The organism is Caulobacter sp. FWC26 (assembly GCF_002742645.2).
In the GTDB taxonomy this organism is placed as follows: Bacteria; Pseudomonadota; Alphaproteobacteria; order Caulobacterales; family Caulobacteraceae; genus Caulobacter.
Window position 1 is genome coordinate 1,311,635 of the sequence record NZ_CP033875.1, and the last position, 21,895, is coordinate 1,333,529.

Genomic DNA, 21,895 nt, shown 5'->3' on the forward strand with positions numbered 1-21,895 from the left:
CTCTAAGCCATCCAGGCTTCGAGGTCCCTCAGCGCCCGCAGGCTCATCAGCCGCTTTTTGGCGCGGCCGCGCTCCTTCAGCGGGATCTTCTTGCCCTCTTCGTCAACCTTGGGCGCCTCAAGCGGCGGCAGCAGACCGTAGTTGATGTTCATCGGCTGGAAGCTGCCGGGGCCGACGCCCGCGTCCAGATGGCCGCCGGTGATGTGCTCGACGAGGGCGCCCAGGGCGGTGGTCGGGGGCGGGGCGTCGATGGGCGCGCCCTTGCGGTCGGCGGCGGCGAAGCGACCCGTCAGCAAGCCCATCGCCGCGCTCTCGACATAGCCCTCAACGCCGGTGACCTGACCCGCGAAGCGCAGGCGCGGCATGGCCTTCATCCGCAGCGATTTGTCCAGCAGCTTGGGCGAGTTGATGAAGGTGTTGCGGTGCAGCCCGCCCAGGCGCGCGAACTGGGCGTTCTCCAGGCCCGGGATCATGCGGAAGGTCTCGGCCTGGACGCCGTGCTTCAGCTTGGTCTGGAAGCCGACCATGTTCCACAGGGTGCCCAAAGCGTTGTCCTGGCGCAGTTGGACGATGGCGTAGGATTTCACGGTCGGGTCGCGCGGATTGGTCAGGCCGACCGGCTTCATCGGACCATGGCGCAGGGTCTCGCGGCCGCGTTCGGCCATCACCTCGATCGGCAGGCAGCCGTCGAAATAGGGGACGTTCTCCCATTCCTTGAACTCGGACTTGGGGCCGGCCAGCAGGGCGTCGATGAAGGCCTCGTACTGGTCCTTGTTCATCGGGCAATTGATGTAGGCGGCCGCGTCGCCGCCCGGGCCTTCCTTGTCGTAGCGCGACTGGCGCCAGGCGACGTCCATGTTGATGGACTCGAAATGGATGATCGGCGCGATGGCGTCGAAGAACGACAGCTGCCCTTCGCCGGTCAGGTCCAGGATCGCCTGGGCCAGGGCGGGCGAGGTGAGGGGACCGGTCGCGACGATGACGTTATCCCAGTCGACAGGGGGCAGGCCGGCTATCTCCTCGCGGACGATCGTGACCAGCGGGTGCTGCGACAGGCGCTTGGTGACTTCTGCGGAGAAGCCGTCGCGATCAACGGCCAGAGCCCCGCCGGCCGGCACCTGGTGCTGGTCGGCGCAGGCCATGATCAGGCTGTCCAGCTTGCGCATCTCGGCGTGCAGCAGGCCGACGGCGTTGAACTGCCAGTCGTCGGACCGGAACGAGTTGGAGCAGACCATCTCGGCCAGGCCGTCGGTCTGGTGGGCGTCGGTGATGACTTTGCCGCTGGCGTCGTCCTTGCGCATCTCGTGCAGGATCACCGGAACGCCGCTCTGGGCGATCTGCCAGGCGGCTTCGGAACCGGCGAGGCCGCCGCCGATGATGTGCACAGGCTGATAGGTCGAGTTCGTGGTCATGGCGCGCCCTATACCCCCGGCTGTCGTTTGGCGAAACCTCGTGTAGGCTCATGATCCTGGGCCGGGCCCTGCGCGCCGGGCGAGCATGGGGAGGGGACATGGCGACGTTTTCCGTAACCGAGGCGGCGACGGCCGGCTTCGGTGTCATAGGCCGCAAGCCTTTGGCGGTGGTCGGCTGGGCGCTGGCGCTCGCGATTGGGATGATCATTCCCGCGATCCTGGGCTTCCTGGCGCTAGGGCCGCAGGTGCAGCAGATGATGCAGATGGCCATGACGCAGAAGGAGGGCGCGCCCGATCCGGAGTTCATGCGTCAGATGCTTCAGGCGCAGTCGGGGATGACGGCCGCGAACCTGCTGTTCTGGCTGTGGTCGACCTTCCTCAAGGCGGTGTTCTGCGCCGCCGTCTTCCGCGCGGTCCTGACCCCCAAGGCGTCTTCCTGGGCCTATCTGCGTCTCGGTTCCCGCGAGATGTGGCTCACCCTGCTCCTGCTGGTGGAGCAAGTGCTGATCATGATCGTCGCCTTCGTGGTGGCCCTGGTGATCGCCGTCCTGGCGGCCGTTGCGGGCGTCAGCGGCGGCGAGAACGGCGCGATGGCGGCGGTCACCACCGCCTTCGCGGGCGCGGCGGTCGCCATCGCGGTTCTGGTCTGGTTGGCTCTCCGCCTGTCGATGGCCGCGCCGATGACCTTCGCCGACAATCAGTTCCGGCTCTTTGAGTCCTGGGCGCTGACGAAGGGCCAAGGCTGGCGCCTGTTGGGCGTGGCGTTGCTGGTCGTGGTGTTCGTGATCGGGGTCGAGATCCTGATCGGCGCGGTGCTGCTGGGCACGGTCTTCGCCGCCGGCGGCTCGCTGGCGGCGCTCCATGGCGAGGCCGGCTTCGAGGCGTTCATGGCTCGGCCGCCCCTGACGATCCTGCGGGATGTGTGGCCTTGGGTCGCGGTGATCGGCGTGATCGGCGCGCTGTTCAGTGCGGTGGTGCAGGCCATCTTCTACGCGCCGTGGGCGGCGGTGCATCGGGCGCTCACCTCGGAGGCCTGATCGGCCGTGGCCTCTGCGTGACGGTGCGTCGAAATCCTGAGTTCGATGCGCACCACCATCGCCAGACGCGCGGGGAGCCCTTAGATTATCGGGGATAGCGGCGACTCATCCGGTTTCTCGGAGTGGGCCCCGCACCTGAGGACGTGATCGAATGACGGAAGGATCGGCGGGCGTTGGCGCGACCTTGCGCGCGGGCCTTTCCGATGTGGGCGGGGCCGTTCGCGACTGCTGGGGCGCGCTCGCCCTGGCGGCGATGTTGAGCATGACCGCCAGCGCGCTGCCGTCCGGCGCGCGGTTCGTGGTCGCGCTCGTCGCCGGTGTCATCGCCCAGGGCGCGCTGTTCCGCCGAGCCTTCGCGCGCGCTGGCGGCCTCAAGGGGCTGCGCTGGGGCGCCGACGAGTGGCGCCTGCTGGCCGCTCAGTTGATGATCCTGGGCCTCTTCGTCCTGATCGGCTCGATCCTCTTGATCATCGTCGGCGGCGTGGCGCTCGGCGTGGCGCGGACGGCCGCTCCGAACTTCGACCCTTCGACGTCCGAGGCCTGGCGGGCGGCGTTCGCCCAGGCCGGACCGGCCGGACTGATCGTCGCCATCGTGCCCCTGGCCAGCCTGTTCATTCTGATCTGGCTGGGGCTGCGCCTGTCGCTGTCGGCTCCGGCCACGGTCGACCAAGCCGGTGTGCGCGTGCTCAGCGCCTTTCCGCTGACCCGAGGCCGGACGCATATTCTGCTGGTCGTCGGTCTCGCCATCTCGGTTCCCGTCATCGTGCTGAGCGCCCTGCTGGGCTTGGCGCCCGGACAGGGCGCGGTGGTGACCGGGTTGATGGCCGTCTGCACCTATTTCTACGCCATGCCGGCCTGGACCGGCGCGCTCGCCCACTTCTACCGCCACGGCGCGGCTCAGCAGGACGCCTGAATGTCTGTTCGTCCCGTCGATGCGGCCCTCGAGGGCCTTCAGACCATGCGCCGCCGGCCGCTGATCGTGCTGGCCTGGGCGGGATTCTCCCTCGTCATGCTGCCCATCCTGGGGCTGCTGGTGAAGATCGGCCTGGGCGATGAGGGCCGTCAGGTTCTGGCCGGTCGTGGCTCGTCGGCCGACCCTCGGGAGATGCTGGACCTCGTCATGCACCTGGGCGGGGTCATGGTGCTGCTGATCGCCCTGGCCCTGTTGCTGGGCGCGGTCCTGCAAGCCGCGATTATTCGTTCGGTCATCGAGCCGCGGAACGATCGCTTCGCCTACCTGCGGCTGGGCAAGGAAGAGATCCAGCTTTTGATCGTGTCGCTGATCACCTGGGCCACGGCGCTGCTGTGCACGGTTATTCCGTCGGGCGTGGTGGTCTTGGGCTCCTCGCTCCTGTCGGGTGCGGCGGCCGCCTGGTTCGCGTTCCTCGGCGCCCTGGCGGTGATCGGCTTCTCGCTTTGGGTGGCGGTGCGCCTTTCGCTGCTGGGGCCGCACGCCTTCTCGCACCACCACATCGACATCCGGGCGGCCTGGATCCAGACGCACGGACAGTTCCTGCGTCTGCTTGGCATGTTCGTGCTAACGATCGTGATCTGGCTGCTCATCTCCCTGCTGGGCGCGGCTGTGGCGAGCGTGATCGGGAAGTCACTGACGGCGGCGGTCAATCTCGGCGCCAGCGGGGTGGCGGGCAGCAACTCGTGGCTGATCCTCAGCCTTCTGGCCAACCTCCTGCTGGCCCCGATCTTCCTGACGCTGCAGACGGTGATCCTGGTGGCCGCCCCGGCCCGCGCCTTCGCCCAGTTGAATCAGGACGAGATCGACGCGGGCCTGCACGCCTAGTTCACGCGGTCGCACTGGGGCGGGCGGCCATCCGCTCGCGCCAGGCCAGGACGTGCTTGGCTTCCGCCGGTGTCGAAAGCCCCGTGAAGTCGGCGAAGTCCAGCGTGGTCTGCCCGGTGATGTCGGCGATCGTATAGGTGTCGCCGGTCAGGTAGGGCCGGCCGTCCGACAACTCGCGATCCAGCCAGAGCTGCGCCTTCTCGACCACCTCACGATTGGATTCCCCGAACTCGACGTTCTGCTTCAACAAGCGCGCGGTCAGCGGATGGGCGTGGCGCCAGAACATGCCGACGGGGACCATCAGGCGAAACTCCATGCGACGGGTCCACATCTCAATATGCGCCTGCTCAAGCGCGCTGACACCGAACAGGGGCGGGTCAGGGTGCAGCACCTCGAAGTAGCGGCAGATGGCGATGGTCTCGCTGATCGTGGTTCCGTCATCCAGTTCCAGCACCGGCACCTGCCCCAGACTGTTGCGCGCCAGGTGTTCGGGACTGCGATGCCCGCCCTCGCGCATGCCGATGCGGATTTCCGGAACCTCCACGCCCTTTTCGGCCAGGAAGATACGCACCCGGCGCGGGTTTGGCGCGGGCATGGCTTCGCCGTAGAGCTTCATCAAACCTCCCTCGGCCGCTTCAGCGGGCCGTTCAAACGAACGTTAGAGGTGAGCGCGGCGGAAGCAAGCGCTCCGGCGACGATTTCACACGCCGCGCCCTGTTGAAGCGTCGCGAACCTTGTTAGGCGTAGGACGACTCCCGGTCCCACCACTCAAGAGCAAGTCATGGCGAAGTTCTCGGCCTCCGACGCGGCCTTTTCCGGTTTCCGCCTGGTGCGGGAAAATCTGAAGACGGTCGGAATCTGGATCGTGGTGATGACCGTGGTGTCGATCATCGCCAACGCCCTGACCATCAAGTTTTTCGGGGCGCAGATCGAGGCGGCTACGGCGCTGATGACCGATCCAAACGGCGCGCAGCCCGAGGAGATGGCAAAGATCGCCGACCAGATGACGCCGACTCTGCTGTGGACTCTGCCCTACAACCTGTTTGTCCAAGGCGTCACCCTGGCGGCGCTGAACCGCGTGATCCAGCGCCGCAGCGACAGCCGCTTCGCCCATCTGCGTCTTGGCATGGACGAGGTTCGCCAGATCGTCGTGTCGATCCTGACTGGTCTTTTGTTGATGGCGGTGGTGTTTGGCGCGGCTCTGCTGACGGGCGTTCTGGCGGCGGTCGGCGGCGGGGCGGTGGGCGTCCTGGTGTCTCTCGTCGCCATCTGCGGCGCGATCTATCTGATGGTCCGCCTGTCCCTGGCCAGCGCCATGACCTTCGACAAGGGACAGATCATCTTTTTCCGATCCATGCAGGTCACCAAGGGCGCGTTCTGGTCGCTGCTCGGGGCCTACCTGGTCGCGGCCGTGATGAGCGTGATTGTCTGGCTGCTGATCTTCATCATCGTTTATGCGGCGGTGGCCATCGTGACCGGGGACTTCTCGACGGCAGGCAATGCGCTGCGCGCCGACACCAGCTCGCTCAGCGCCTATTTCACGCCATCGGGCATCGTCCAACAGCTGTTCTCGGGCTTCATGGCGGTGCTGAGCGCCCTGATCGTTCTGTCGCCCGCGCCCACCATCTATCGTGAACTGACCGCCGGCCAGACGACCCCGGAAGGCTGGGGCGGCTAAGCCGTCCCAGACCTTACAGGCTTCTAGGCGCGCTTGGCGGCTTTCAGCTGCGCCACGCGCGCCTTGCGGCGCTCCTCGTGGCGGTCCAGCAGCTCCTTCAGATAGCGGCCGGTCCAGCTGGCCTCGACCTTGGCCACGTCCTGAGGCGAGCCCACCGCGACGATCTCGCCGCCGCCGTCGCCGCCCTCGGGGCCGAAGTCGAGCAGCCAGTCCGCCGTCTTCACCACGTCCAGATTGTGCTCGATGACGACCACGGTGTTGCCCTGGTCGACCAGCTCATGCAGCACCTCGAGCAGCTTCTTGGTGTCCTCGAAGTGCAGGCCGGTGGTCGGCTCGTCGAGGATGTACAGCGTGCGGCCGGTGGCGCGCTTGCTGAGCTCCTTGGACAGCTTCACGCGCTGGGCCTCGCCGCCCGACAGGGTCGTGGCCTGCTGGCCGACCTTGATGTAGCTGAGGCCGACGCGCTTGAGCGTTTCCATCTTGTCGCGGATCGGCGGCACGGCCTTGAAGAAGTCGGCGGCCTCCTCGACCGTCATGTCCAGCACGTCGGCGATCGTCTTGCCCTTGAACACGACATCCAGGGTCTCGCGGTTGTAGCGCTTGCCCTTGCAGATATCGCAGGTGACGTAGACGTCGGGCAGGAAGTGCATCTCGATCTTGATGACGCCGTCGCCCTGACAGGCCTCGCAGCGGCCGCCCTTGACGTTGAAGCTGAACCGGCCCGGGCCATAGCCGCGCGCCTTGCTTTCCGGCAGGCCGGCGAACCAGTCGCGGATCGGGCCGAAGGCGCCGGTATAGGTCGCCGGGTTCGAGCGCGGGGTGCGGCCGATCGGCGACTGGTCGATGTCGATGACCTTGTCGAAGTGCTCAAGGCCCTCGATCCGCTCGTGCGGGGCGGGGGCGTCGCTGGCGTTGTTCAGACGGCGCGCGGCGGCCTTGTACAGGGTCTCGATCGTGAAGGTCGACTTGCCGCCGCCCGACACGCCGGTGATGCAGGTGAAGGTCCCGACCGGGATCTCGGCCGTGACGCCTTTCAGGTTGTTGCCGGTGGCGCCGACGACGCGCAGCATCTTCTTCTTGCTAAACGGCCGGCGCTGCTCAGGCACCTCGATCTCGCGGGCGCCGGTCAGGTACTGGCCGGTCAGGCTCTTGGGATTGGCCATGATTTCGGCGGGCTTGCCCTGGGCGACGATCTCGCCGCCATGGACGCCGGCGGCCGGGCCCATGTCGATCACGTAGTCGGCGGTCAGGATGGCTTCTTCGTCGTGCTCGACGATCAGCACCGAGTTGCCGAGGTCCCGCAGGCCCTGCAGCGAGGTCAGCAGGCGGGTGTTGTCGCGTTGGTGCAGGCCGATCGACGGCTCATCCAGCACGTAGAGAACCCCGGTCAGGCCCGATCCGATCTGGCTGGCCAGGCGGATCCGCTGGCTCTCGCCGCCCGACAGCGTGCCCGAGCCGCGCGACATGTTCAGATAGTCCAGGCCCACATCGACCAGGAACCGCAGGCGGTCGTTGATCTCCTTCAGAATCCGCCGGGCGATCTCCATCTGCTTGGCGGTCAGCTGGTCTTCCAGGCCGCTGAACCAGTCCCGCGCGGGGCGGATCGCCATCATCGAGACCTCGGCGATGTCCTTGCCGGACACCTTCACTGCCAGGGCTTCCGGCTTCAGGCGTTTGCCGTGGCAGGTCTCGCAGGGCGTGTCGGACTGGAAGCGCCCCAGCTCCTCACGCACCCAGCTGGAGTCGGTCTCGCGCCAGCGGCGCTCCAGGTTCGGCAGCACGCCTTCAAAGGGCTTTTCGACCTCGTATTTGCGGGCGTTGTCGTCATAGACGAACTTGATCTTCTGGCCCTTGGAGCCATTCAGCACCACGTCGCGGGCGTCGGCCGACAGCTTGTGCCACGGCTCGTCCATCGAGAAGCCGTAGTGCCGCGCCAGGGCCTGCAGGGTCTGGGTGTAGAGCGGTGAGGGTCCCTTCGCCCAAGGGGCGACCGCGCCCTTGTGCAGGCTCTTGTCCTTGTCGGGGATGACCAGATCGGCGTCGAAGGCCAGCTTCGCGCCCAGGCCGTCGCAGACCGGGCAGGCGCCGGCCGGATTGTTGAACGAGAACAGGCGCGGCTCGATCTCGGCGATCGTGAAGCCGCTGACCGGGCAGGCGAAGCGTTCGGAGAACAGGATGCGCTTGGGCTCAGTCTCGCCCTCCTCGATGGTGGCGAACTCGGCGACAGCCAGGCCATCGGCCAGGCGCAAAGCCTGCTCGATGGAGTCGGCCAGGCGCTGCTCCATGTCGGGCTTGGTCACCACGCGGTCCACGACCACGTCGATGTCGTGCTTGAACTTCTTGTCGAGGGCCGGAGCGTCCTCGATCGGATAGAACTCGCCGTCGATCTTCAACCGCTGAAAGCCGGCCTTCTGCCACTCGGCGATCTCTTTCTTGTACTCGCCCTTGCGGTCGCGGACGACGGGGGCGAGCAGGTAGAGACGCGTGCCTTCGGGCAGGGCGGTGATCTTGTCGACCATCTGGCTGATGGTCTGGCTCTCGATCGGCAGGCCGGTGGCGGGCGAATAGGGGACCCCGACGCGCGCCCACAGCAGGCGCATGTAGTCGTGGATCTCGGTCACCGTGCCGACGGTCGAGCGCGGGTTGCGGCTGGTGGTCTTCTGCTCGATCGAGATCGCGGGCGAGAGGCCTTCGATCAGATCGACGTCGGGCTTGCTCATCAGCTCCAGGAACTGGCGGGCGTAGGCCGACAGGCTCTCCACGTAACGGCGCTGGCCCTCGGCGTAGATCGTGTCGAAAGCCAGAGACGACTTGCCCGAGCCCGACAGGCCGGTCAGCACGACCAGCTCGCCGCGCGGGATGTCGACGCTGACGTCCTTGAGATTGTGCTCACGGGCTCCGCGAACGCGGATGAAGTTCAGTTGCTCAGCCATGATGTCCGGAACGTTGGACCGCGAGGTGGGTCGCGGCGCAGCGGCTATATGTAGGGCTCATCGCGCGGATTAACACAAGAACAAGATGCGAACAAATGTCGCGCGCGTGAGCCGAGGCGGCTGCTGACAGCCCGTGTCAGCAGGGCGGGCGGCTGACCCGGGCGTTGGCAATCCCTAAACCCTGTTTGGAAGCGGGTTCTTCAGGCTGGACGTGGTTCAAAGGCCAAGCGCGCGCAATGTCCCCACGCGCGCCAAGGGAGACCGGTCATGGCCAAGAAGGCCGCCGCAAGCGGAAAGCAGGAAGCCAAGCACGACGCCTTCGACGCCCTGAAGGGCGTGGAGGCTAAGCCGCGCTCGATCGTCATCGATGGTCTGGTCTTTATCGGTGGGATCGGGTCGCTGCTCTACGTCCTCCACACCATGGCGCCCAGCTAGGTCGGCCTTGGTCACGCTTGCGGCGGATTGTTTGCGAGCGTACTGAACGTCCTTCGTATCCGATGGAGGCTCCCATGATCAGCAAGACGGAAGACCGCTTCGTCCTTTCCGTTTCCCTGACCGTGGGTTCGCATGTCCTTCGTCACTCTGGATTCCGTCGCCGCCGCCACGCCTGACGGCCGGCTTCTCTTCGAAAATCTGAACCTCTCGATCGGGGCCGAGCGCATCGGTCTCGTCGGACGCAACGGCGCGGGCAAGAGCACCTTGCTGGCGCTGATTGTCGGCGCGCGGGCGCCGTCCGCCGGGACCGTCGCTCGGACCGGTTCGGTCGGCCTGCTGGATCAGGTTCCAGATCTCTCCGATCAGGCCCGGCTGGTCGACCTTCTGGGCGTCGGCGCGGCCTGGGATCGCCTGTCACGGATCGAATGCGGCGAAGGCGACGCGGTCGACTTGAACGAGGCCGACTGGACCTTGCCGACGCGGCTCGAGCAGGCCTTGGCCGAGGTTGGCCTGACCGAGGTCGTACCCGAGCAGCCGGTCGCGGCGCTGTCGGGCGGCCAGGCGACGCGCGCGGGTCTGGCCCGGCTGCTGATCGCTGCGCCCGACGTGCTGCTGCTGGACGAGCCCACCAACAATCTCGACGCCGAGGCCCGCGATGCGGTCGGGCGGCTGCTGTCGCGCTGGCGGGGTGGCGCGGTGGTGGTCAGTCATGACCGCGCGCTGCTGCGCGGCATGGACCGGATCGTGGAGCTGTCGTCGCTCGGCGCGCGGTCCTACGGCGGCGGCTATGATCTCTATGCCGAGCGCAAGGCGCTGGAGGCCGAGGCCGCCCAGCGTGAACTTGACCACGCGGAGAAGGAGGTCCGGCGTGTGGCCCGCGAGGCTCAGGTCGCGCGCGAGCGCAAGGACCGCCGCGACGCAGCCGGTCGTCGTTTCGCCGATCGTGGCGGGACTCCGAAGGTCCTTTTGGGGGCTATGGCCGAGCGGGCGGAGAACAGCGGGGCAAGGGCGGGCAAGCTCGCCGACAAGCTGGCGGCCCAGGCGGAGACCGCCAGGGCCTCGGCCGAGGCGCGGGTGGAACGCGCGCGGGCCCTGGGCTTCGAACTCCCGTCGAGCGGCCTGCCCGAGGGCCGCACGGTGCTGACCCTCGACGATCTCGGCTTCGCCTGGCCCGGCCGCGAACCCGTGATCGACGGCCTGTCATTCCGGGTTTGTGGACCCGAACGCCTGGCGGTCAGTGGGCCCGACGGCGCGGGAAAGACCACGCTGATCCGCCTCGTCACCGGCGATCTGGCGCCGACGCACGGGACGGTGAGTCTCGGCGTGCCGGTGGCCCTGCTTGACCAGCGCGCCGCCGTACTAAGGGACCAGGAGACGATCCTGGAGAATTTCCGGCGACTGAACCCGGCGTCCAGCCTCAATGACGCCCATGCGGCGCTGGCCCGCTTCCTGTTCCGCAACACGGCGGCCCACCAGATGTGCGGAACCTTGAGCGGCGGCGAGCGCTTGCGCGCGGCCCTGGCCTGCGTACTGTGCGGCGCCACCCCGCCGCAACTGCTGGTGCTGGACGAGCCGACCAACCACCTTGATCTGGCCTCCATCGCGGCGATCGAGACCGCGCTTTCGGCCTATGACGGCGCGCTGCAGGTTGTCAGCCACGACCAGGATTTCCTAAGGGCGATCGGCGTGACACGACACATCCGCTTGGGAGACCGCCGCCATTGAGCCTGGACGTCGAGGCCTTCATTCGCGAGCGGTTGCCGCTCGAGCCCGTCCTGGGCGCGCCGGAGGTGCGCCTGCATCGCGCCGGGCCGCACAGCGGCCTCATGCGCTTGGCCGAGGCGGATCCAGACTTCGAGCCACCCTACTGGTCGCGCCCCTGGGGCGGGGGTCTGGTCCTGGCCCGGCACGTGCTGGATAACCCCGACCTCGTGGCCGGCCGGCGTGTGATGGACCTGGGCGCCGGCTCGGGTCTGGTGGCCATCGCCGCCGCGCTGGCGGGCGCGGCCAAAGTCGTCGCCGTGGACGTGGATCCCTACGCGATCACCGCAGCGCGACTGAACGCGGCGGCCAACGGCGTGGCGTTGTCGTATCTGCGGGCTGATCTGACGCGCGGGGCGCCGCCCGATGTGGACCTGATCCTGGTGGGCGATCTGTTCTATGCGCGAGGTCTGGCCCGCCGGGTGGAGGCCTTTCTTCGCCGTTGCCAGTCGGCCGGGGTGTCCGTGCTGATCGGCGACCCCGGGCGGGAAGCGCTGCCGGCGGCGCGTCTGCACGTCGTCGCCGAGCACCCGGTCGTCGACTATGGCGATCCGGGCGGAGCGGTCAGGAACGCCGCCGTATACGCGCTGATCTAGCTAGGCCTTGCGATTCAGCGTGATCGCCGCGCCGTGCTGCGGACGGTCGGCGACCACGCCGCCGGCGCCATAGGTGGCGGCCGGCGCGGCGCGCTGGCTGGCGATCTCCTGGGCCACGGCATGAACCAGGCCCTCGGTGACGGTCTTGGCGGCGTTCACCGCCCGCGCCTGGCGCGCCAGAACGGCGTCGAACGCTTCGGTGGCCCGCATCAGACGCTGGCGAAGCTCAAGGCGCGCGCTTTCCACCAGCCCGACATTGGCCCGCACCCGCATCGACTCGTGGCGATAGACATTGGCGAGCTTGGCGGTCTCCTCGACGTATTGGACGGCCTCGTGGGGGCGATGCGTCTCGAAGGCGACGGCTTCCTTGGCGATCAGATCGGTCAGGCGCTCGGTCAGCAGGATCAGTTGGTGGACGCGATCGTCGGCGTCGACGGCGGCGATGGCCATGACTCTACTCCTTCAGACCCTGAAGCTTCAGCATTTCGCGCTGGATGGTGGAGGCCAGGCCCACCCCGCCGGCCTTGGTGATTTCCTTGGAGATCGCGTCGGTCAGGACCGACTTGAACATCTCCTCGCCGTTGCCGCCGCCGAAGGGCGCGGAGGTCTTCACCCCCTCGAACATCTGCTGCGTCATCACTGACAGGAATGAGGCCTCGAAGGTCTTGGCGGTCTCGGCGATCCGGGCGCGTTTGACCTTCTCCTCGGCCGACACGACGAGCTGCTTGGCGGTCGCTGCTGCGGCGTCGATGCGAGGGGGCAGGCTGGTCAGGGCGGAAAGCAAGCTCATCACATCACCTCGATATCGGCTTGCAGCGCGCCGGCGGCTTTCACCGCCTGCAGGATCGAGATCATGTCGCGCGGGGTGACGCCGAGCGCGTTGAGGCCCCCAATCAGACCCTTCAACGACGGCGCGCCGCCCAGGGTCAGGAACTGCTTACCCTTCTCTTCCTCGACATTGACCGTCGACTGCGGGACGACCGCGGTCTGGCCCTGGCTGAACGGCGCCGGCTGGCTGACGGCGGGGTTTTCCTGCACCGAGATGGTCAGGTTGCCTTGGGCGATGGCCACCTTGCTGATCCGCACGTCGTCGCCCATGACGATGACGCCGGCCACTTCGTCGATCACCACCTTGGCCGGGCCATCGGGCTCGACGGTCAGGTTCTCGATGTTGGTCATGAAGGTGATCATGTCCATGCCGGGCGGGGCGCGGGTGGCGATGATCGTGGGGTTCTGGGCCTGAGCGCAGCCGGGGAACTTGGCGTTGATGGCGTCGGCGACGCGGCGTGCGGTGGTGAAGTCGGGATTGCGCAGGGTCAGGCGCATGATGTCCATGTTGACCATCTGGAACCCGGTTTCGCGTTCGATGACGCCGCCGCCGGCGATACGGCCGGCCGTCGGTACGCCCTTGGTGACCGAGCTGCCCGAGGCGCCGCCCGCCGAGACCGAGCCGGTCTGCACCGTGCCCTGGGCCACCGCATAGGTCTGGCCGTCGGCGCCTTGCAGGCTGGTGACGATCAGGGTGCCGCCCAGCAGGCTCTTGGCGTCGCCCAGGGTCGAGACGGTGACGTCCACCTTCGACCCAGCGGCCGAGAACGGCGGCAGATTGGCTGTCACCATGACGGCGGCGGTGTTCTTGGTGTTGAGGTTGGCGTCGCGGACGTTGACCCCCTGACGCTCCAGCATCGCCTCCAGGCTCTGCTTGGTCATCGGCGCATTGCGCAGGCTGTCGCCCGTGCCGTTGAGGCCGACGACGATGCCGTAGCCGATCAGCTGGTTCTCGCGAACGCCCTCGAAGGCGACGATGTCCTTGATCCGCGACTTGGCGAACGCCGGCGCGGCGACCAGGCAAGAGGCGGCGACCAGGGCGGTCAGAACGGTGCGAAAGAATGAACGCGGCATGGCTGTCCCGTGGCGGGGAGACGTCCCCACGCCGCTCCATGCCAGAAGCGGGCCAGTTTCATGAGCGTGTCCAATCCCTTGTGACTCAAGGGATTTCGGGATGGGCGTCGGTTCCGTCGGCGCCTCGCGGCAGATTCTGCCCGGCATTAACCATACTTCAAGCGCCGGGGCTGATAGTGGTTGCTGTGGCGAGGTCAGTGACTCGCGCGCGTGGCTTTTGGAGCTGTCGGATGAAGGTTTCCAGCACGGGGGGCGTCTCGGCGACCGGCGCGTCGCGAGCCAAGCCGGCCGGTGGTTCGTCGAGCTTTTCGTTGCCCTCCGTCAACGCCGCCAGCGGCGCGGCCAGCACCGCCTCGGTCGGTGGCCTGACCGGCGTGGGTTCGGTCGACGCCCTGTTGGCCCTCCAGGCGGCCGGCCCCGTCGGAGGCCCCCTGGAGCGCCGCAAGCGTGCGGTGCGCCGCGCCGACGATATCCTCGACATCCTGGGCGAGGTGCGGATCGCCCTGATTGACGGCGACATCTCGCACGCGACGCTGGACCGCTTGTCGCGCGCCCTCCGTGAGCAGCGCGACGCCACCGACGACCCCCGTCTGGAGGGCGTCTTGAACGAGATCGAGACCCGGGCCGCCGTCGAGCTGGCCAAGCTCGAAGCCCGCGGGCGCTGACATGCGCGGGGCGAGGCGTCAAAACCGGATGTCGACTCGCCACGCTCTGATCGCTCGCGCGTTTCACACCCGTCGCCGTCGCGATTTTGAACCTCACGGAAGAAAGCGCGCGTCTGAACGCGCCGCTCACGCGAGGTTCATTGAACGCGGCTCACCTTTTGGTATAAGCACCCGGCCTTCGAGGGCTGAGTTCATTGGGGCGTGAGGCGTTAATGCAAACGGCCGCAAGTCTGCTAGAGAAATCCGACTACCGTCCTTCCGAGGACGAGCCTTTTATGAACGAGCGGCAGCTTGAGTATTTCAAGCAAAAGCTGCTGGCATGGAAAGAAGAGATCCTCCGCGAATCTCGCGAGACGGTTTCCCATCTCCAGAAAGAAACCGAGAATCATGCCGATCTGGCCGATCGCGCGTCCTCGGAAACCGACCGGGCTCTTGAGCTCCGCACTCGTGATCGCCAACGCAAGCTGATCTCCAAGATCGACCAGGCCCTGCGCCGCGTCGAGGACGGCTCGTACGGCTATTGCGAGGAGACGGGCGAGCCGATCGGCCTGGCCCGACTGGAAGCTCGCCCGACGGCGACCATGAGTGTCGAAGCCCAGGAACGCCACGAGCGCCGGGAACGCGTCCACCGCGACGACTAGGTCCTCGTCGTTGGCGCCAGCCAGGCGCGGGGTGATCAAATGCTAACGGCCCGGGGCGCAACCCCGGGCCGTTTTTTCGTCTCACCCATCCCAGAAGCGCCGGGCCCGCAGGTGCGGGCCCGCGCCTCCAGGCTACTTCGCCGGATTGCCGTCGGCGTCGATGATACGCGGCTCGACACCCATCGCCTTCAGCTTGGGCTCGACCGCAGCGCGGTCGCCGACCACGACCCAGATCAGTTCTTCGGGCTTGATCACCTTCTTGGCCGCCGCGGTCGCCGCGTCGAGCGTGACCGAGCGGACATAGTTCGAATAGTTCTCGGGATAGCTGTCGGGCAGGTTGAAGTTGACCAGCTCTGAGATCGACCCGCCGACGCCGGCGGCGGTTTCCCACGAGCCGGGCAGCGACAGGGTCAGGCTGTTCTGGGCCTTGGCCAGTTCGGCGGCGGTGATCGGCTTGTCGCCGATGATCCCCAGAAGCTCCTTGCGCGCCTCGGCGAACGACTCGGCGGTCTTGTCGGTCTGGACCGGCGCCAGGGCCATGAACAGACGCGTGCCGCGCGCGCCGGTCACCAGGCTGCGGGCGCCATACGACCAGTGCTTGTCCTCGCGCAGGTTCATGTTGAGGCGCGAGACAAAGTCGCCGCCGAACAGGGTGTTCATCACGTCGATCGCGGCTTCATCGCTCGGATCGCGCGGCGCGACCAGGTTGCCGACCATCAGCATCGACTGCTGGGCGCCGGGCTTGTCGATCAGGTAGACCGCCGCCTTGCTGGGAGCGGCCGTGACGGAGGGCTTGGCCCTGGCCTGAGCGCCGGTCCAGCCGCCCAGCTGCGCTTCCAGCTTCGGCATGATCTGTTCCAGCGTGGTGTCGCCGACGATGATCAGGGTGGCGTCCTTGGGCTGCAGCCACGCCTTCTGGTAGGCGATCAGGTCGTCTCGCGTGATCGAGCCGACGCTGGCCTCGGTCGACAGCACGCCATAGGGGCTGGACGGGCCATAGGCGAGCACCGGCAGGATCCGCGAGGCCATGGCGTTCGGGTTCTGCTTGGCCTGCTGGATGCCGGCGATCGACAGGCGCTTGCGGCGGGTCAGGTCGTCGGGCGTGTAGGCCGGATTGCGCAGGATGTCGGCATAGAGCGCCAGGGCCGGATCAAGCGTGGTGGTCAGGGTGTTCAGCGAGACCGTCGAGGTGTCGAGGCCGTTGCTGGTGCGCACGGACGCGCCCAACTGCGCCAACTCGCGGCTCAGGGTCAGGTTGTCGCGATTGGTGGTGCCCTCGGTCATCATGCCGACCGCCAGGGACGAGACGCCGGCCTTGCCGCTCGTCTCGGCCGCCTGGCCGGCGTCGAACAGCAGGCTCAACTGGACCTGCGGCGTCTCATGCCGCTCGGCCAGCACGACCTTCAGACCGTTCGAGAGCACGCCCCGGTGCAGCTTCACGAAGCTCGGCGGCTTCTGGGCCCCGACCTCGGGCATCGCCTTGCGGTCGGCGCCGACGGTCGCGGCCTTGTAGTTGGGGAAGGGGCTGACGGTGAGGGTGAAGTCACCGTCGCTCAGCCACTTACGGCCGGCCGCGACCAAATCCGAAGCCTTGGCCGCCCGCACCCGGTCGAGGCTGCGCTTATAGGCGCCGGCGTCGCCAAGATAGACCTGGTTCTGCGCCAGGATGTCGGACTTGCCGCCGAAACCGCCGATCCGCTCGGCGCCGCGCACCACGTTGGCCAGGTTGTTGGTGCGGACCTTGGCGACCTCCTCGGGCGTCGGGCCATCGCGCAGCAGGCGCTGGAATTCCTCGTCAAAGGCCTTTTCGACCGCCGCCGGATCACCGCCCGGCTTGACGGTCAGGGTGACCAGGAACTGGCCGCCGATCTCGCTGGGGCTGACACCGGCGCTGACGGCGGTCGCGGTCTGGTCGGTGAACACCAGGCGCTTGTAGAGCCGCGAGGTCTTGTCCGAGACCAGGACTTCGCCCAGCAAATCCAGATAGTCGGTGTCGGCCGCGCCGAAGCCCGGCGTGTTCCACACCTTGTAGATGCGCGTCTGCGGCACGCGATCCTGCATCTCGGCGCGCTGTGAGCCGGTCCGCTTGGCGATCCATTCCTTTTGGCGCGTCACGGGCGGGCCCGACGGGATGTCGCCGAAGTACTTTTCGGCCTTGGCCTTGGCCTCGGCGACGGTGATGTCGCCGGCCAGCACCAGCGTCGCGTTGGCCGGTCCGTAGTAGTTCTTGAACCAGGTCTTCACGTCGTCCAGCGAGGCGGCGTCGAGATCGGCCATCGAGCCGATGACCGAGTGGCCGTACGGGTGATCCTTGGGATAGGTGCTCTCGGTGATGATGTCCCAGACCTGGCCGTAGGGCTGGTTCTCGCCCTGGCGCTTCTCGTTCTGGACGACGCCGCGCTGCTCATCCAGCTTGGCCTTGTCGATGGCGTTGACCAACCAGCCCATGCGGTCGCTTTCCAGCCACAGCACCTGGTCCAGCGCCGCTGTCGGTACGTTCTGGAAGTAGTTGGTGCGGTCCTCGTTGGTGGTCCCGTTCATGTCGGTGGCGCCCAGCTTCTCCAGCGCCTTGAACCAGTCGTCGTTGAAGTGCTCCGAGCCGTTGAACATCAGGTGCTCGAACAGGTGGGCGAAGCCGGTCTTGCCGACCGGCTCGTTCTTGGAGCCGACATGGTACCAGATGTTCACCGCGACGATCGGCGCCTTGTGGTCCTCGTGGACGATGACGGTGAGGCCGTTCGACAGCTTGAAGGTGGTGTGCGGGATGTCGATGGTCGGCAAGGCCGTGGCCATCGCACCGGTGACCTTCGCCGCAGCCTTGGGCGGGGCGGCTTTGGCGGGCGTGGCGGCCAGCGCCGGCGAGGCGGCGACGAGGGCCGCGATGGCGGCGGACGCGAACAGCTTCTTCATGGTCATTCCAGCTAGGAGTACGCTCCCCGATGAGCGCGGGCACCGTAGGTTGCGTTCGGTCCGGCTGGCAAGCGCCCATAGCCACGCTCTAAGGCCGCTCGCCTACCAGAGTGATTTGGCCGCGCGCTCGGGCCAGGCACGGTCATAGGATTCGCCGCCCACTTCGCCGTCCGTGACCGCCGCCAGCATGGCTCCGGGCGAGGGCAGGGACATCGGGTCCACCTGGCTCTCCGCCTTCCACAGGCCTGAACGCACGATCGCGCGGGCGCATTGGAAGTAGGCTTCCTCGACGGTGACGACGATGACCGTGCGCGGCGTCTTGCCGTCGACCGCGAAGCTCTCAAGCAAGTCCGGAGCAGCGCTCAGAACCGCGCGACCATTGACCCGGAAGGTCGTGCCCGACCCGGGGATCAGGAACAGCAGCGCTACGCGCGGGTCACGCACGATATTGCGCAGGGAGTCGATGCGATTGTTCCCACGACGGTCCGGCAGCATCAGGGTCTTGCGGTCGGCGATCCGCACGAAGCCCGGCCGATCGCCACGCGGACTGCAGTCGAGACCTTCCGGGCCGCAAGTGGCCAGGGCGACAAACGGCGAGGCCTCGATCAGGGTCGCATACTGCGGCGTGATATAGGGGGTGACCTTGACCGTCGAGGCCGGCGTGGGCGCGGGTTGGTAGAGCGCTTCAAGCGCCTCCAGGGTGGTGATCTCGTGCAATCGCGTCCTCCCCTACACCGGCTCGAGGCGTTCGGAGCGGGCGGCCCAATCCTAGGCGTCGAAGGCCCGAGCGCAAGCCTCGGCCAGATGGCGCGGCGAGATCGGCTTGTCGACGACCGGCTTGAGGTGGTCTCGCACCTGATCGGCGTTGCCCGTCACATAGACCACCGGAATATGTCCCAGTTGTCGCTGAATGGCCTCGACCGCCTCGACGCCGGTGCCGCCGACGATCCGATAGTCCGCAGTGATCAAATCGGGAGGATTGGCCAGCGCCAGCGCCAGAGCATCACCCGGGCTGTCGGCGATGTCGAAACTGGTGAAGCCCTGCTCCGCCAGGAGAGCCTCGACCTCGAACGCGACGAGGATTTCGTCCTCGATGATCAACACGTGTCGGGCCTTCTCGTGCTCGGTCATCGCCGCAGCCTTCTCCGTCGTCCCGATTCCCATTTCAATGTGGTCTTGAGGCCGTACGCTAGTCGCTTTTTCGTGATCTGATGAAAAGCTTACGTCTTCCGCGTCGCTCTGGATGTGTCGGGGCGTAAAGCAGGCTATGGAAGAGAAAAACAAGCCTTAGCAGGAGCGCCCCTTGTCTTTGATCCTCACCGAGAAGCGCGGTCACATCGCCATCCTGACCTTGAATCGCCCGGACGCGATGAACGCGCTGGGCGCCCCAGGCGACGGCGACCAGGTGGCGGCGGCCTGCGAGGCGATCAACGACGATCAGGACATCCGCTGCGTGATCCTGACTGGCGCAGGCAAGGCCTTCTCGGCCGGCGGCGACGTCAAGGCGATGAAGGCCCGCGAAGGCGCGTTCGGCGGTAACGGCGTCAAGGTCCGCGACGGCTATCGCAAGAACATCCACCGCATCGTCCGCGCCATCTATGGCCTGGAGGTTCCCTCGATCGCGGCGGTGAACGGCGCGGCCATCGGCCTGGGCTGCGACGTGGCCTGCATGACCGACATCCGCATCGCCGCCGACACCGCCCGGTTCGGCGTCACCTTCCTGAAGCTGGGCCTGATCCCTGGCGACGGCGGCGCCTGGTTGATGCCGCGCACCATCGGCATGAGCCGCGCGGCCGAGCTCTTGTTCACCGGCGACGTCATCGACGCGACTAAGGCCGCCGAGTGGGGCTTGATCAGCAAGGCCGTCCCCGCTGGCGACCTGATGGGTGAGGCCCTGGCCCTGGCCGAGCGGATCGCCCAACAGCCGCCACACGCCCTGCGCATGGCCAAGAGCCTGCTCAAGCACGGCCAGACCGCCAGCTACGACACCCTGATGGAGATGAGCGCGGCCGCCCAGGCCATCGCCCACCACACCGAGGACCACATGGAAGGCGTCGACGCGATCCTCGAAAAGCGCAGCCCTGTGTTCAAGGGCGCCTGAGGATGGGTAAGGAGGCGAGCGGCGTCTGGGGCCAGCTGTCCGACGGCGAGAGCGAGGGCAAGCTCCTGTGGGAGCCGCCCAAGCTCATCTTCCGGGGCGCCGTGCGCGGCATCTATCAAGGCCACGCCCTGAAGAACGTCCGCGCCGACGGCGACGACCTTGTCTTGAGCGACGGCACGCGCTTCACCCTGGAGCCCGGTCAGGCCGCCAAGTGGGTCCACGCCATCCTCAACCCGCCCTCGCGCCTGGACAAGCTGGGCGTGAAGCCCGGCATGACGGTGGTGATCGACGGCGTGGACGACGAGGCCTTCCTTGAGGAGCTTTCGACCCGCGTGGAGCCGGTCGAGGCCGACGAGGATATCGACATCCTGTTCCTGGCCGCCGAGGACCTGGCCGATCTTGACCGCATGGACGACTGGAAGGGCGCCCTGGCCGACAAGGGCGCGATCTGGGTCGTCTCGAAGAAGGGCAAGGGGGCGCCGCTGAAGGACACCGACATCCTGGGCGCCGCGCGCGGCCTGGGGTTCTCGGACACCAAGGTCTGCGGGTTTTCGAGCACGCACACGGCGCTGCGGTTCGTGAAGCGCAAGGGCGGGTGAGGGGGCGTGGGCCGGGGCGCTGTTCTCCGCTCCGCTTTCAAACTGTTGGCCATCTCAAATAGACCGACCTCCCCGGCGAACGCCGGGGCCCAGATTCATCCGGAGCGGCCGGGGGTGATGCGACATCGCGCGGCGCTTGTTGGACAGCCGCTGGTGGGCTCGATCTGGATCCCGGCATTCGCCGGGAAGGTCGGGTTTTTGGGGGGAGGCGAGAGACAGTTCGCGATCCTTGGCGGCCGGGAAATCCCTCTTCCAAAGGGAGAGGGAGGGGCCCGCCGCGTAGCGGTGGGAGGGAGAGGGGTTACGAGGTTTGACGGCGTGCCGGCGCTCCGTCGGACGCCATAACCCCTCTCCCCAACCCTCTCCCTTTGGGAGAGGGAGCATGGTCGCTTCCCCACCCTTCTCAGCCCTCCGGAACGTCCGCTTCCTATGTCCGCATCGGGTTCGCCGGTGACCCGCTTATTTACCGGCGGCCAAGAGCCTGTGCCGCGAGGCAGCCAGCAGCAGCAGTCGCCGCCGCTCCGCCTCGCCGCGATAGAGAAAGTCGTGGGGCAGTCCTAGTCGCACACTGGCCTGGCAGGGCGGAGAACTCCGGATCGCGATCTTGTCGGCCAGTCTCCCGGCCGCCTTCAGCGCCAGGCCTTCGGCGAGGCTTAGGTCGTGCTCGCGCCCCAGCGCCAGCGTCCGCCGCACCGGCGGCGGCAGAAGCGAGACGGCGGCCCGCGCCAGCGCGCGATGCAGGGGTCTTGGGACGACGGGCGCGGCCTGCCCGGACGCGATGGTCTGCAGGAACTCATCGACGATCGGATGCGGCTCGAAGCGCGGCGCCAGCGCCTGCAGCATCGCCATGAATTCGGCCTCCGAGCCTGGCGAGACCGTCGCGCCATAGAGATGGGCGACGAGCGCGGCCTCCTCGTAGAAGCGGTTCTTCTCAGCCTCGCTCAACGGTTCGACAAACCGGTCATAGGCGGTGACGAAGCCATAGACCGCCGTGGCGGCGACCCAGTTCAGGAGGTCGGGGTCCAGCGCCCGGTAGGCTTCGCCGTCCGGCGTCTCGCCCGACACGCGGGCGTGCATGTTGTTGACGCCCTGGATCACCCGCCGCGCCGCCGAGACGGGGCCATAGACCCCGATCAGGGCCGCGGTTCCGGTGCGCCTCGCCCGGCCGAGCGGATCGCTCTTGAAGGTCGAGTGATCCCACACCCCCGACCGGATGCGCGGCTCGGCGAACTCCAGCAGCACCGCCGCCACGCCCCCGACCGCCAGGGCGATCGGGTTCTTGTAGACGCGCCAGTGTACGGAGCCGGGGTCGAGCAGAGCCGGCTCGCCGAGCGGATGGGCGTAGTCGATCTTCCAGCCGAGATAGGTGGACGGGTGGGCCATCAGCGCTCCTTGCGCCGTAATCTCGGCGCTCAGCGGGCGGGCCG

Annotated in this window: 22 protein-coding genes and 1 pseudogene; 12 read left to right on the plus strand and 11 right to left on the minus strand. The window is 67.4% G+C overall.

What is annotated here, in order from left to right:
* Window positions 1-2: 2 nt before the first annotated feature.
* Entirely contained in the window at window positions 3-1,412 is a 1,410-nt protein-coding gene (trmFO, locus tag CSW63_RS07730) for a methylenetetrahydrofolate--tRNA-(uracil(54)-C(5))-methyltransferase (FADH(2)-oxidizing) TrmFO (RefSeq protein ID WP_062093682.1), read from the minus strand.
* A gap of 98 nt (window positions 1,413-1,510) precedes the next feature.
* Here trmFO and CSW63_RS07735 point away from each other — a divergent pair, with 98 nt between their 5' ends.
* The 3 genes from CSW63_RS07735 (at window position 1,511) to CSW63_RS07745 (ending at window position 4,247) form a co-directional block, all read left to right on the plus strand.
* On the plus strand, window positions 1,511-2,449 hold the full coding sequence (locus tag CSW63_RS07735) for a hypothetical protein (RefSeq protein WP_062093683.1): 939 nt from the start codon (window positions 1,511-1,513) through the stop codon (window positions 2,447-2,449).
* A gap of 151 nt (window positions 2,450-2,600) precedes the next feature.
* Window positions 2,601-3,362, plus strand: a complete 762-nt coding sequence (locus tag CSW63_RS07740; RefSeq protein ID WP_062093684.1) for a hypothetical protein — start codon at window positions 2,601-2,603, stop codon at window positions 3,360-3,362.
* Window positions 3,363-4,247 carry a hypothetical protein gene (locus CSW63_RS07745; RefSeq protein WP_062093685.1) on the plus strand — a complete coding sequence of 295 codons (885 nt, stop codon included), beginning with the start codon at window positions 3,363-3,365 and terminating at the stop codon, window positions 4,245-4,247.
* Between the two features lies 1 nt (window position 4,248).
* On the opposite strand, the gene CSW63_RS07750 is transcribed toward CSW63_RS07745, so the two are convergent.
* Window positions 4,249-4,863: a glutathione S-transferase family protein gene (locus CSW63_RS07750; protein WP_062093686.1), complete on the minus strand. Its 615-nt coding sequence runs from the start codon at window positions 4,861-4,863 to the stop codon at window positions 4,249-4,251.
* A 165-nt stretch (window positions 4,864-5,028) separates the two neighbouring features.
* Between CSW63_RS07750 and CSW63_RS07755 the strand changes: the two genes are divergently transcribed.
* Window positions 5,029-5,925 carry a hypothetical protein gene (locus tag CSW63_RS07755; protein WP_062093687.1) on the plus strand — a complete coding sequence of 299 codons (897 nt, stop codon included), beginning with the start codon at window positions 5,029-5,031 and terminating at the stop codon, window positions 5,923-5,925.
* A gap of 23 nt (window positions 5,926-5,948) precedes the next feature.
* On the opposite strand, the gene uvrA is transcribed toward CSW63_RS07755, so the two are convergent.
* Window positions 5,949-8,858, minus strand: a complete 2,910-nt coding sequence (gene uvrA / locus CSW63_RS07760) for an excinuclease ABC subunit UvrA (RefSeq protein WP_062093688.1) — start codon at window positions 8,856-8,858, stop codon at window positions 5,949-5,951.
* Window positions 8,859-9,125: 267 nt separating this feature from the next.
* Here uvrA and CSW63_RS07765 point away from each other — a divergent pair, with 267 nt between their 5' ends.
* The 4 genes from CSW63_RS07765 to CSW63_RS07780 all read left to right on the plus strand — a co-directional run bounded on the left by CSW63_RS07765 (window position 9,126) and on the right by CSW63_RS07780 (window position 11,650).
* Complete coding sequence (locus CSW63_RS07765; protein WP_062093689.1) at window positions 9,126-9,293, plus strand: hypothetical protein; 168 nt, start codon at window positions 9,126-9,128, stop codon at window positions 9,291-9,293.
* A gap of 62 nt (window positions 9,294-9,355) precedes the next feature.
* Window positions 9,356-9,469 (plus strand): hypothetical protein, encoded by a 114-nt coding sequence (locus tag CSW63_RS07770; RefSeq protein WP_127846952.1) that lies wholly within the window; start codon window positions 9,356-9,358, stop codon window positions 9,467-9,469.
* The gene (locus CSW63_RS07775) at window positions 9,426-11,018 is read left to right on the plus strand and encodes an ABC-F family ATP-binding cassette domain-containing protein (protein WP_062093690.1); all 1,593 of its coding nucleotides are present in this window, start codon (window positions 9,426-9,428) and stop codon (window positions 11,016-11,018) included. The genes CSW63_RS07770 and CSW63_RS07775 overlap by 44 nt, the downstream gene beginning before the upstream one ends.
* Window positions 11,015-11,650 (plus strand): methyltransferase, encoded by a 636-nt coding sequence (locus CSW63_RS07780; RefSeq protein ID WP_231737286.1) that lies wholly within the window; start codon window positions 11,015-11,017, stop codon window positions 11,648-11,650. Before CSW63_RS07775 ends, CSW63_RS07780 begins: the two co-directional genes overlap by 4 nt.
* On the opposite strand, the gene CSW63_RS07785 is transcribed toward CSW63_RS07780, so the two are convergent.
* Genes CSW63_RS07785 through CSW63_RS07795 form a run of 3 tightly spaced genes read right to left on the minus strand, consistent with a single transcriptional unit; the run spans window position 11,651 to window position 13,552 of the window.
* Window positions 11,651-12,100: a hypothetical protein gene (locus CSW63_RS07785; RefSeq protein ID WP_062093691.1), complete on the minus strand. Its 450-nt coding sequence runs from the start codon at window positions 12,098-12,100 to the stop codon at window positions 11,651-11,653.
* Window positions 12,101-12,104: 4 nt separating this feature from the next.
* Window positions 12,105-12,440 carry a rod-binding protein gene (locus tag CSW63_RS07790; RefSeq protein WP_062093692.1) on the minus strand — a complete coding sequence of 112 codons (336 nt, stop codon included), beginning with the start codon at window positions 12,438-12,440 and terminating at the stop codon, window positions 12,105-12,107.
* Window positions 12,440-13,552: a flagellar basal body P-ring protein FlgI gene (locus tag CSW63_RS07795; protein ID WP_062093693.1), complete on the minus strand. Its 1,113-nt coding sequence runs from the start codon at window positions 13,550-13,552 to the stop codon at window positions 12,440-12,442. The genes CSW63_RS07790 and CSW63_RS07795 overlap by 1 nt, the downstream gene beginning before the upstream one ends.
* A 230-nt stretch (window positions 13,553-13,782) precedes the next feature.
* Here CSW63_RS07795 and fliX point away from each other — a divergent pair, with 230 nt between their 5' ends.
* Complete coding sequence (gene fliX / locus CSW63_RS07800; RefSeq protein ID WP_062093694.1) at window positions 13,783-14,217, plus strand: flagellar assembly regulator FliX; 435 nt, start codon at window positions 13,783-13,785, stop codon at window positions 14,215-14,217.
* A gap of 212 nt (window positions 14,218-14,429) precedes the next feature.
* On the plus strand, window positions 14,430-14,858 hold the full coding sequence (gene dksA, locus CSW63_RS07805) for an RNA polymerase-binding protein DksA (protein WP_062093695.1): 429 nt from the start codon (window positions 14,430-14,432) through the stop codon (window positions 14,856-14,858).
* Window positions 14,859-14,990: 132 nt separating this feature from the next.
* Here dksA and CSW63_RS07810 read toward each other — a convergent pair whose 3' ends face one another.
* The 3 genes from CSW63_RS07810 to CSW63_RS07820 form a co-directional block, all read right to left on the minus strand.
* Complete coding sequence (locus CSW63_RS07810; protein ID WP_062093696.1) at window positions 14,991-17,774, minus strand: pitrilysin family protein; 2,784 nt, start codon at window positions 17,772-17,774, stop codon at window positions 14,991-14,993.
* Between the two features lie 96 nt (window positions 17,775-17,870).
* Window positions 17,871-18,485 carry a pyridoxamine 5'-phosphate oxidase family protein gene (locus tag CSW63_RS07815; protein WP_062093697.1) on the minus strand — a complete coding sequence of 205 codons (615 nt, stop codon included), beginning with the start codon at window positions 18,483-18,485 and terminating at the stop codon, window positions 17,871-17,873.
* A 51-nt stretch (window positions 18,486-18,536) separates the two neighbouring features.
* Window positions 18,537-18,899 carry a response regulator gene (locus CSW63_RS07820; RefSeq protein WP_062093763.1) on the minus strand — a complete coding sequence of 121 codons (363 nt, stop codon included), beginning with the start codon at window positions 18,897-18,899 and terminating at the stop codon, window positions 18,537-18,539.
* A gap of 172 nt (window positions 18,900-19,071) precedes the next feature.
* On the opposite strand from CSW63_RS07820, the gene CSW63_RS07825 reads away from it, so the two are divergent.
* Together CSW63_RS07825 and CSW63_RS07830 are read left to right on the plus strand one after the other, a co-directional pair.
* The gene (locus CSW63_RS07825; RefSeq protein WP_062093698.1) at window positions 19,072-19,869 is read left to right on the plus strand and encodes a crotonase/enoyl-CoA hydratase family protein; all 798 of its coding nucleotides are present in this window, start codon (window positions 19,072-19,074) and stop codon (window positions 19,867-19,869) included.
* 2 nt (window positions 19,870-19,871) lie between these two features.
* Window positions 19,872-20,468 (plus strand): DUF3052 family protein, encoded by a 597-nt coding sequence (locus CSW63_RS07830; RefSeq protein ID WP_062093699.1) that lies wholly within the window; start codon window positions 19,872-19,874, stop codon window positions 20,466-20,468.
* 242 nt (window positions 20,469-20,710) lie between these two features.
* Here CSW63_RS07830 and CSW63_RS07835 read toward each other — a convergent pair.
* Window positions 20,711-20,875, minus strand: a pseudogene (locus tag CSW63_RS07835) (hypothetical protein); the annotation flags it as partial.
* Between the two features lie 52 nt (window positions 20,876-20,927).
* Window positions 20,928-21,851: an oxygenase MpaB family protein gene (locus CSW63_RS07840; RefSeq protein WP_062093701.1), complete on the minus strand. Its 924-nt coding sequence runs from the start codon at window positions 21,849-21,851 to the stop codon at window positions 20,928-20,930.
* Window positions 21,852-21,895 lie beyond the last annotated feature (44 nt).

Coding starts and splice junctions, on each gene's coding strand:
- trmFO (WP_062093682.1), bottom strand. CDS start 1,412: ATGACCACGAACTCGACCTATCAGCCTGTGCACATCATCGGCGGCGGC.
- CSW63_RS07735 (WP_062093683.1), top strand. CDS start 1,511: ATGGCGACGTTTTCCGTAACCGAGGCGGCGACGGCCGGCTTCGGTGTC.
- CSW63_RS07740 (WP_062093684.1), top strand. CDS start 2,601: ATGACGGAAGGATCGGCGGGCGTTGGCGCGACCTTGCGCGCGGGCCTT.
- CSW63_RS07745 (WP_062093685.1), top strand. CDS start 3,363: ATGTCTGTTCGTCCCGTCGATGCGGCCCTCGAGGGCCTTCAGACCATG.
- CSW63_RS07750 (WP_062093686.1), bottom strand. CDS start 4,863: ATGAAGCTCTACGGCGAAGCCATGCCCGCGCCAAACCCGCGCCGGGTG.
- CSW63_RS07755 (WP_062093687.1), top strand. CDS start 5,029: ATGGCGAAGTTCTCGGCCTCCGACGCGGCCTTTTCCGGTTTCCGCCTG.
- uvrA (WP_062093688.1), bottom strand. CDS start 8,858: ATGGCTGAGCAACTGAACTTCATCCGCGTTCGCGGAGCCCGTGAGCAC.
- CSW63_RS07765 (WP_062093689.1), top strand. CDS start 9,126: ATGGCCAAGAAGGCCGCCGCAAGCGGAAAGCAGGAAGCCAAGCACGAC.
- CSW63_RS07770 (WP_127846952.1), top strand. CDS start 9,356: ATGGAGGCTCCCATGATCAGCAAGACGGAAGACCGCTTCGTCCTTTCC.
- CSW63_RS07775 (WP_062093690.1), top strand. CDS start 9,426: ATGTCCTTCGTCACTCTGGATTCCGTCGCCGCCGCCACGCCTGACGGC.
- CSW63_RS07785 (WP_062093691.1), bottom strand. CDS start 12,100: ATGGCCATCGCCGCCGTCGACGCCGACGATCGCGTCCACCAACTGATC.
- CSW63_RS07790 (WP_062093692.1), bottom strand. CDS start 12,440: ATGAGCTTGCTTTCCGCCCTGACCAGCCTGCCCCCTCGCATCGACGCC.
- CSW63_RS07795 (WP_062093693.1), bottom strand. CDS start 13,552: ATGCCGCGTTCATTCTTTCGCACCGTTCTGACCGCCCTGGTCGCCGCC.
- fliX (WP_062093694.1), top strand. CDS start 13,783: ATGAAGGTTTCCAGCACGGGGGGCGTCTCGGCGACCGGCGCGTCGCGA.
- dksA (WP_062093695.1), top strand. CDS start 14,430: ATGCAAACGGCCGCAAGTCTGCTAGAGAAATCCGACTACCGTCCTTCC.
- CSW63_RS07810 (WP_062093696.1), bottom strand. CDS start 17,774: ATGACCATGAAGAAGCTGTTCGCGTCCGCCGCCATCGCGGCCCTCGTC.
- CSW63_RS07820 (WP_062093763.1), bottom strand. CDS start 18,899: ATGACCGAGCACGAGAAGGCCCGACACGTGTTGATCATCGAGGACGAA.
- CSW63_RS07830 (WP_062093699.1), top strand. CDS start 19,872: ATGGGTAAGGAGGCGAGCGGCGTCTGGGGCCAGCTGTCCGACGGCGAG.
- CSW63_RS07840 (WP_062093701.1), bottom strand. CDS start 21,851: ATGGCCCACCCGTCCACCTATCTCGGCTGGAAGATCGACTACGCCCAT.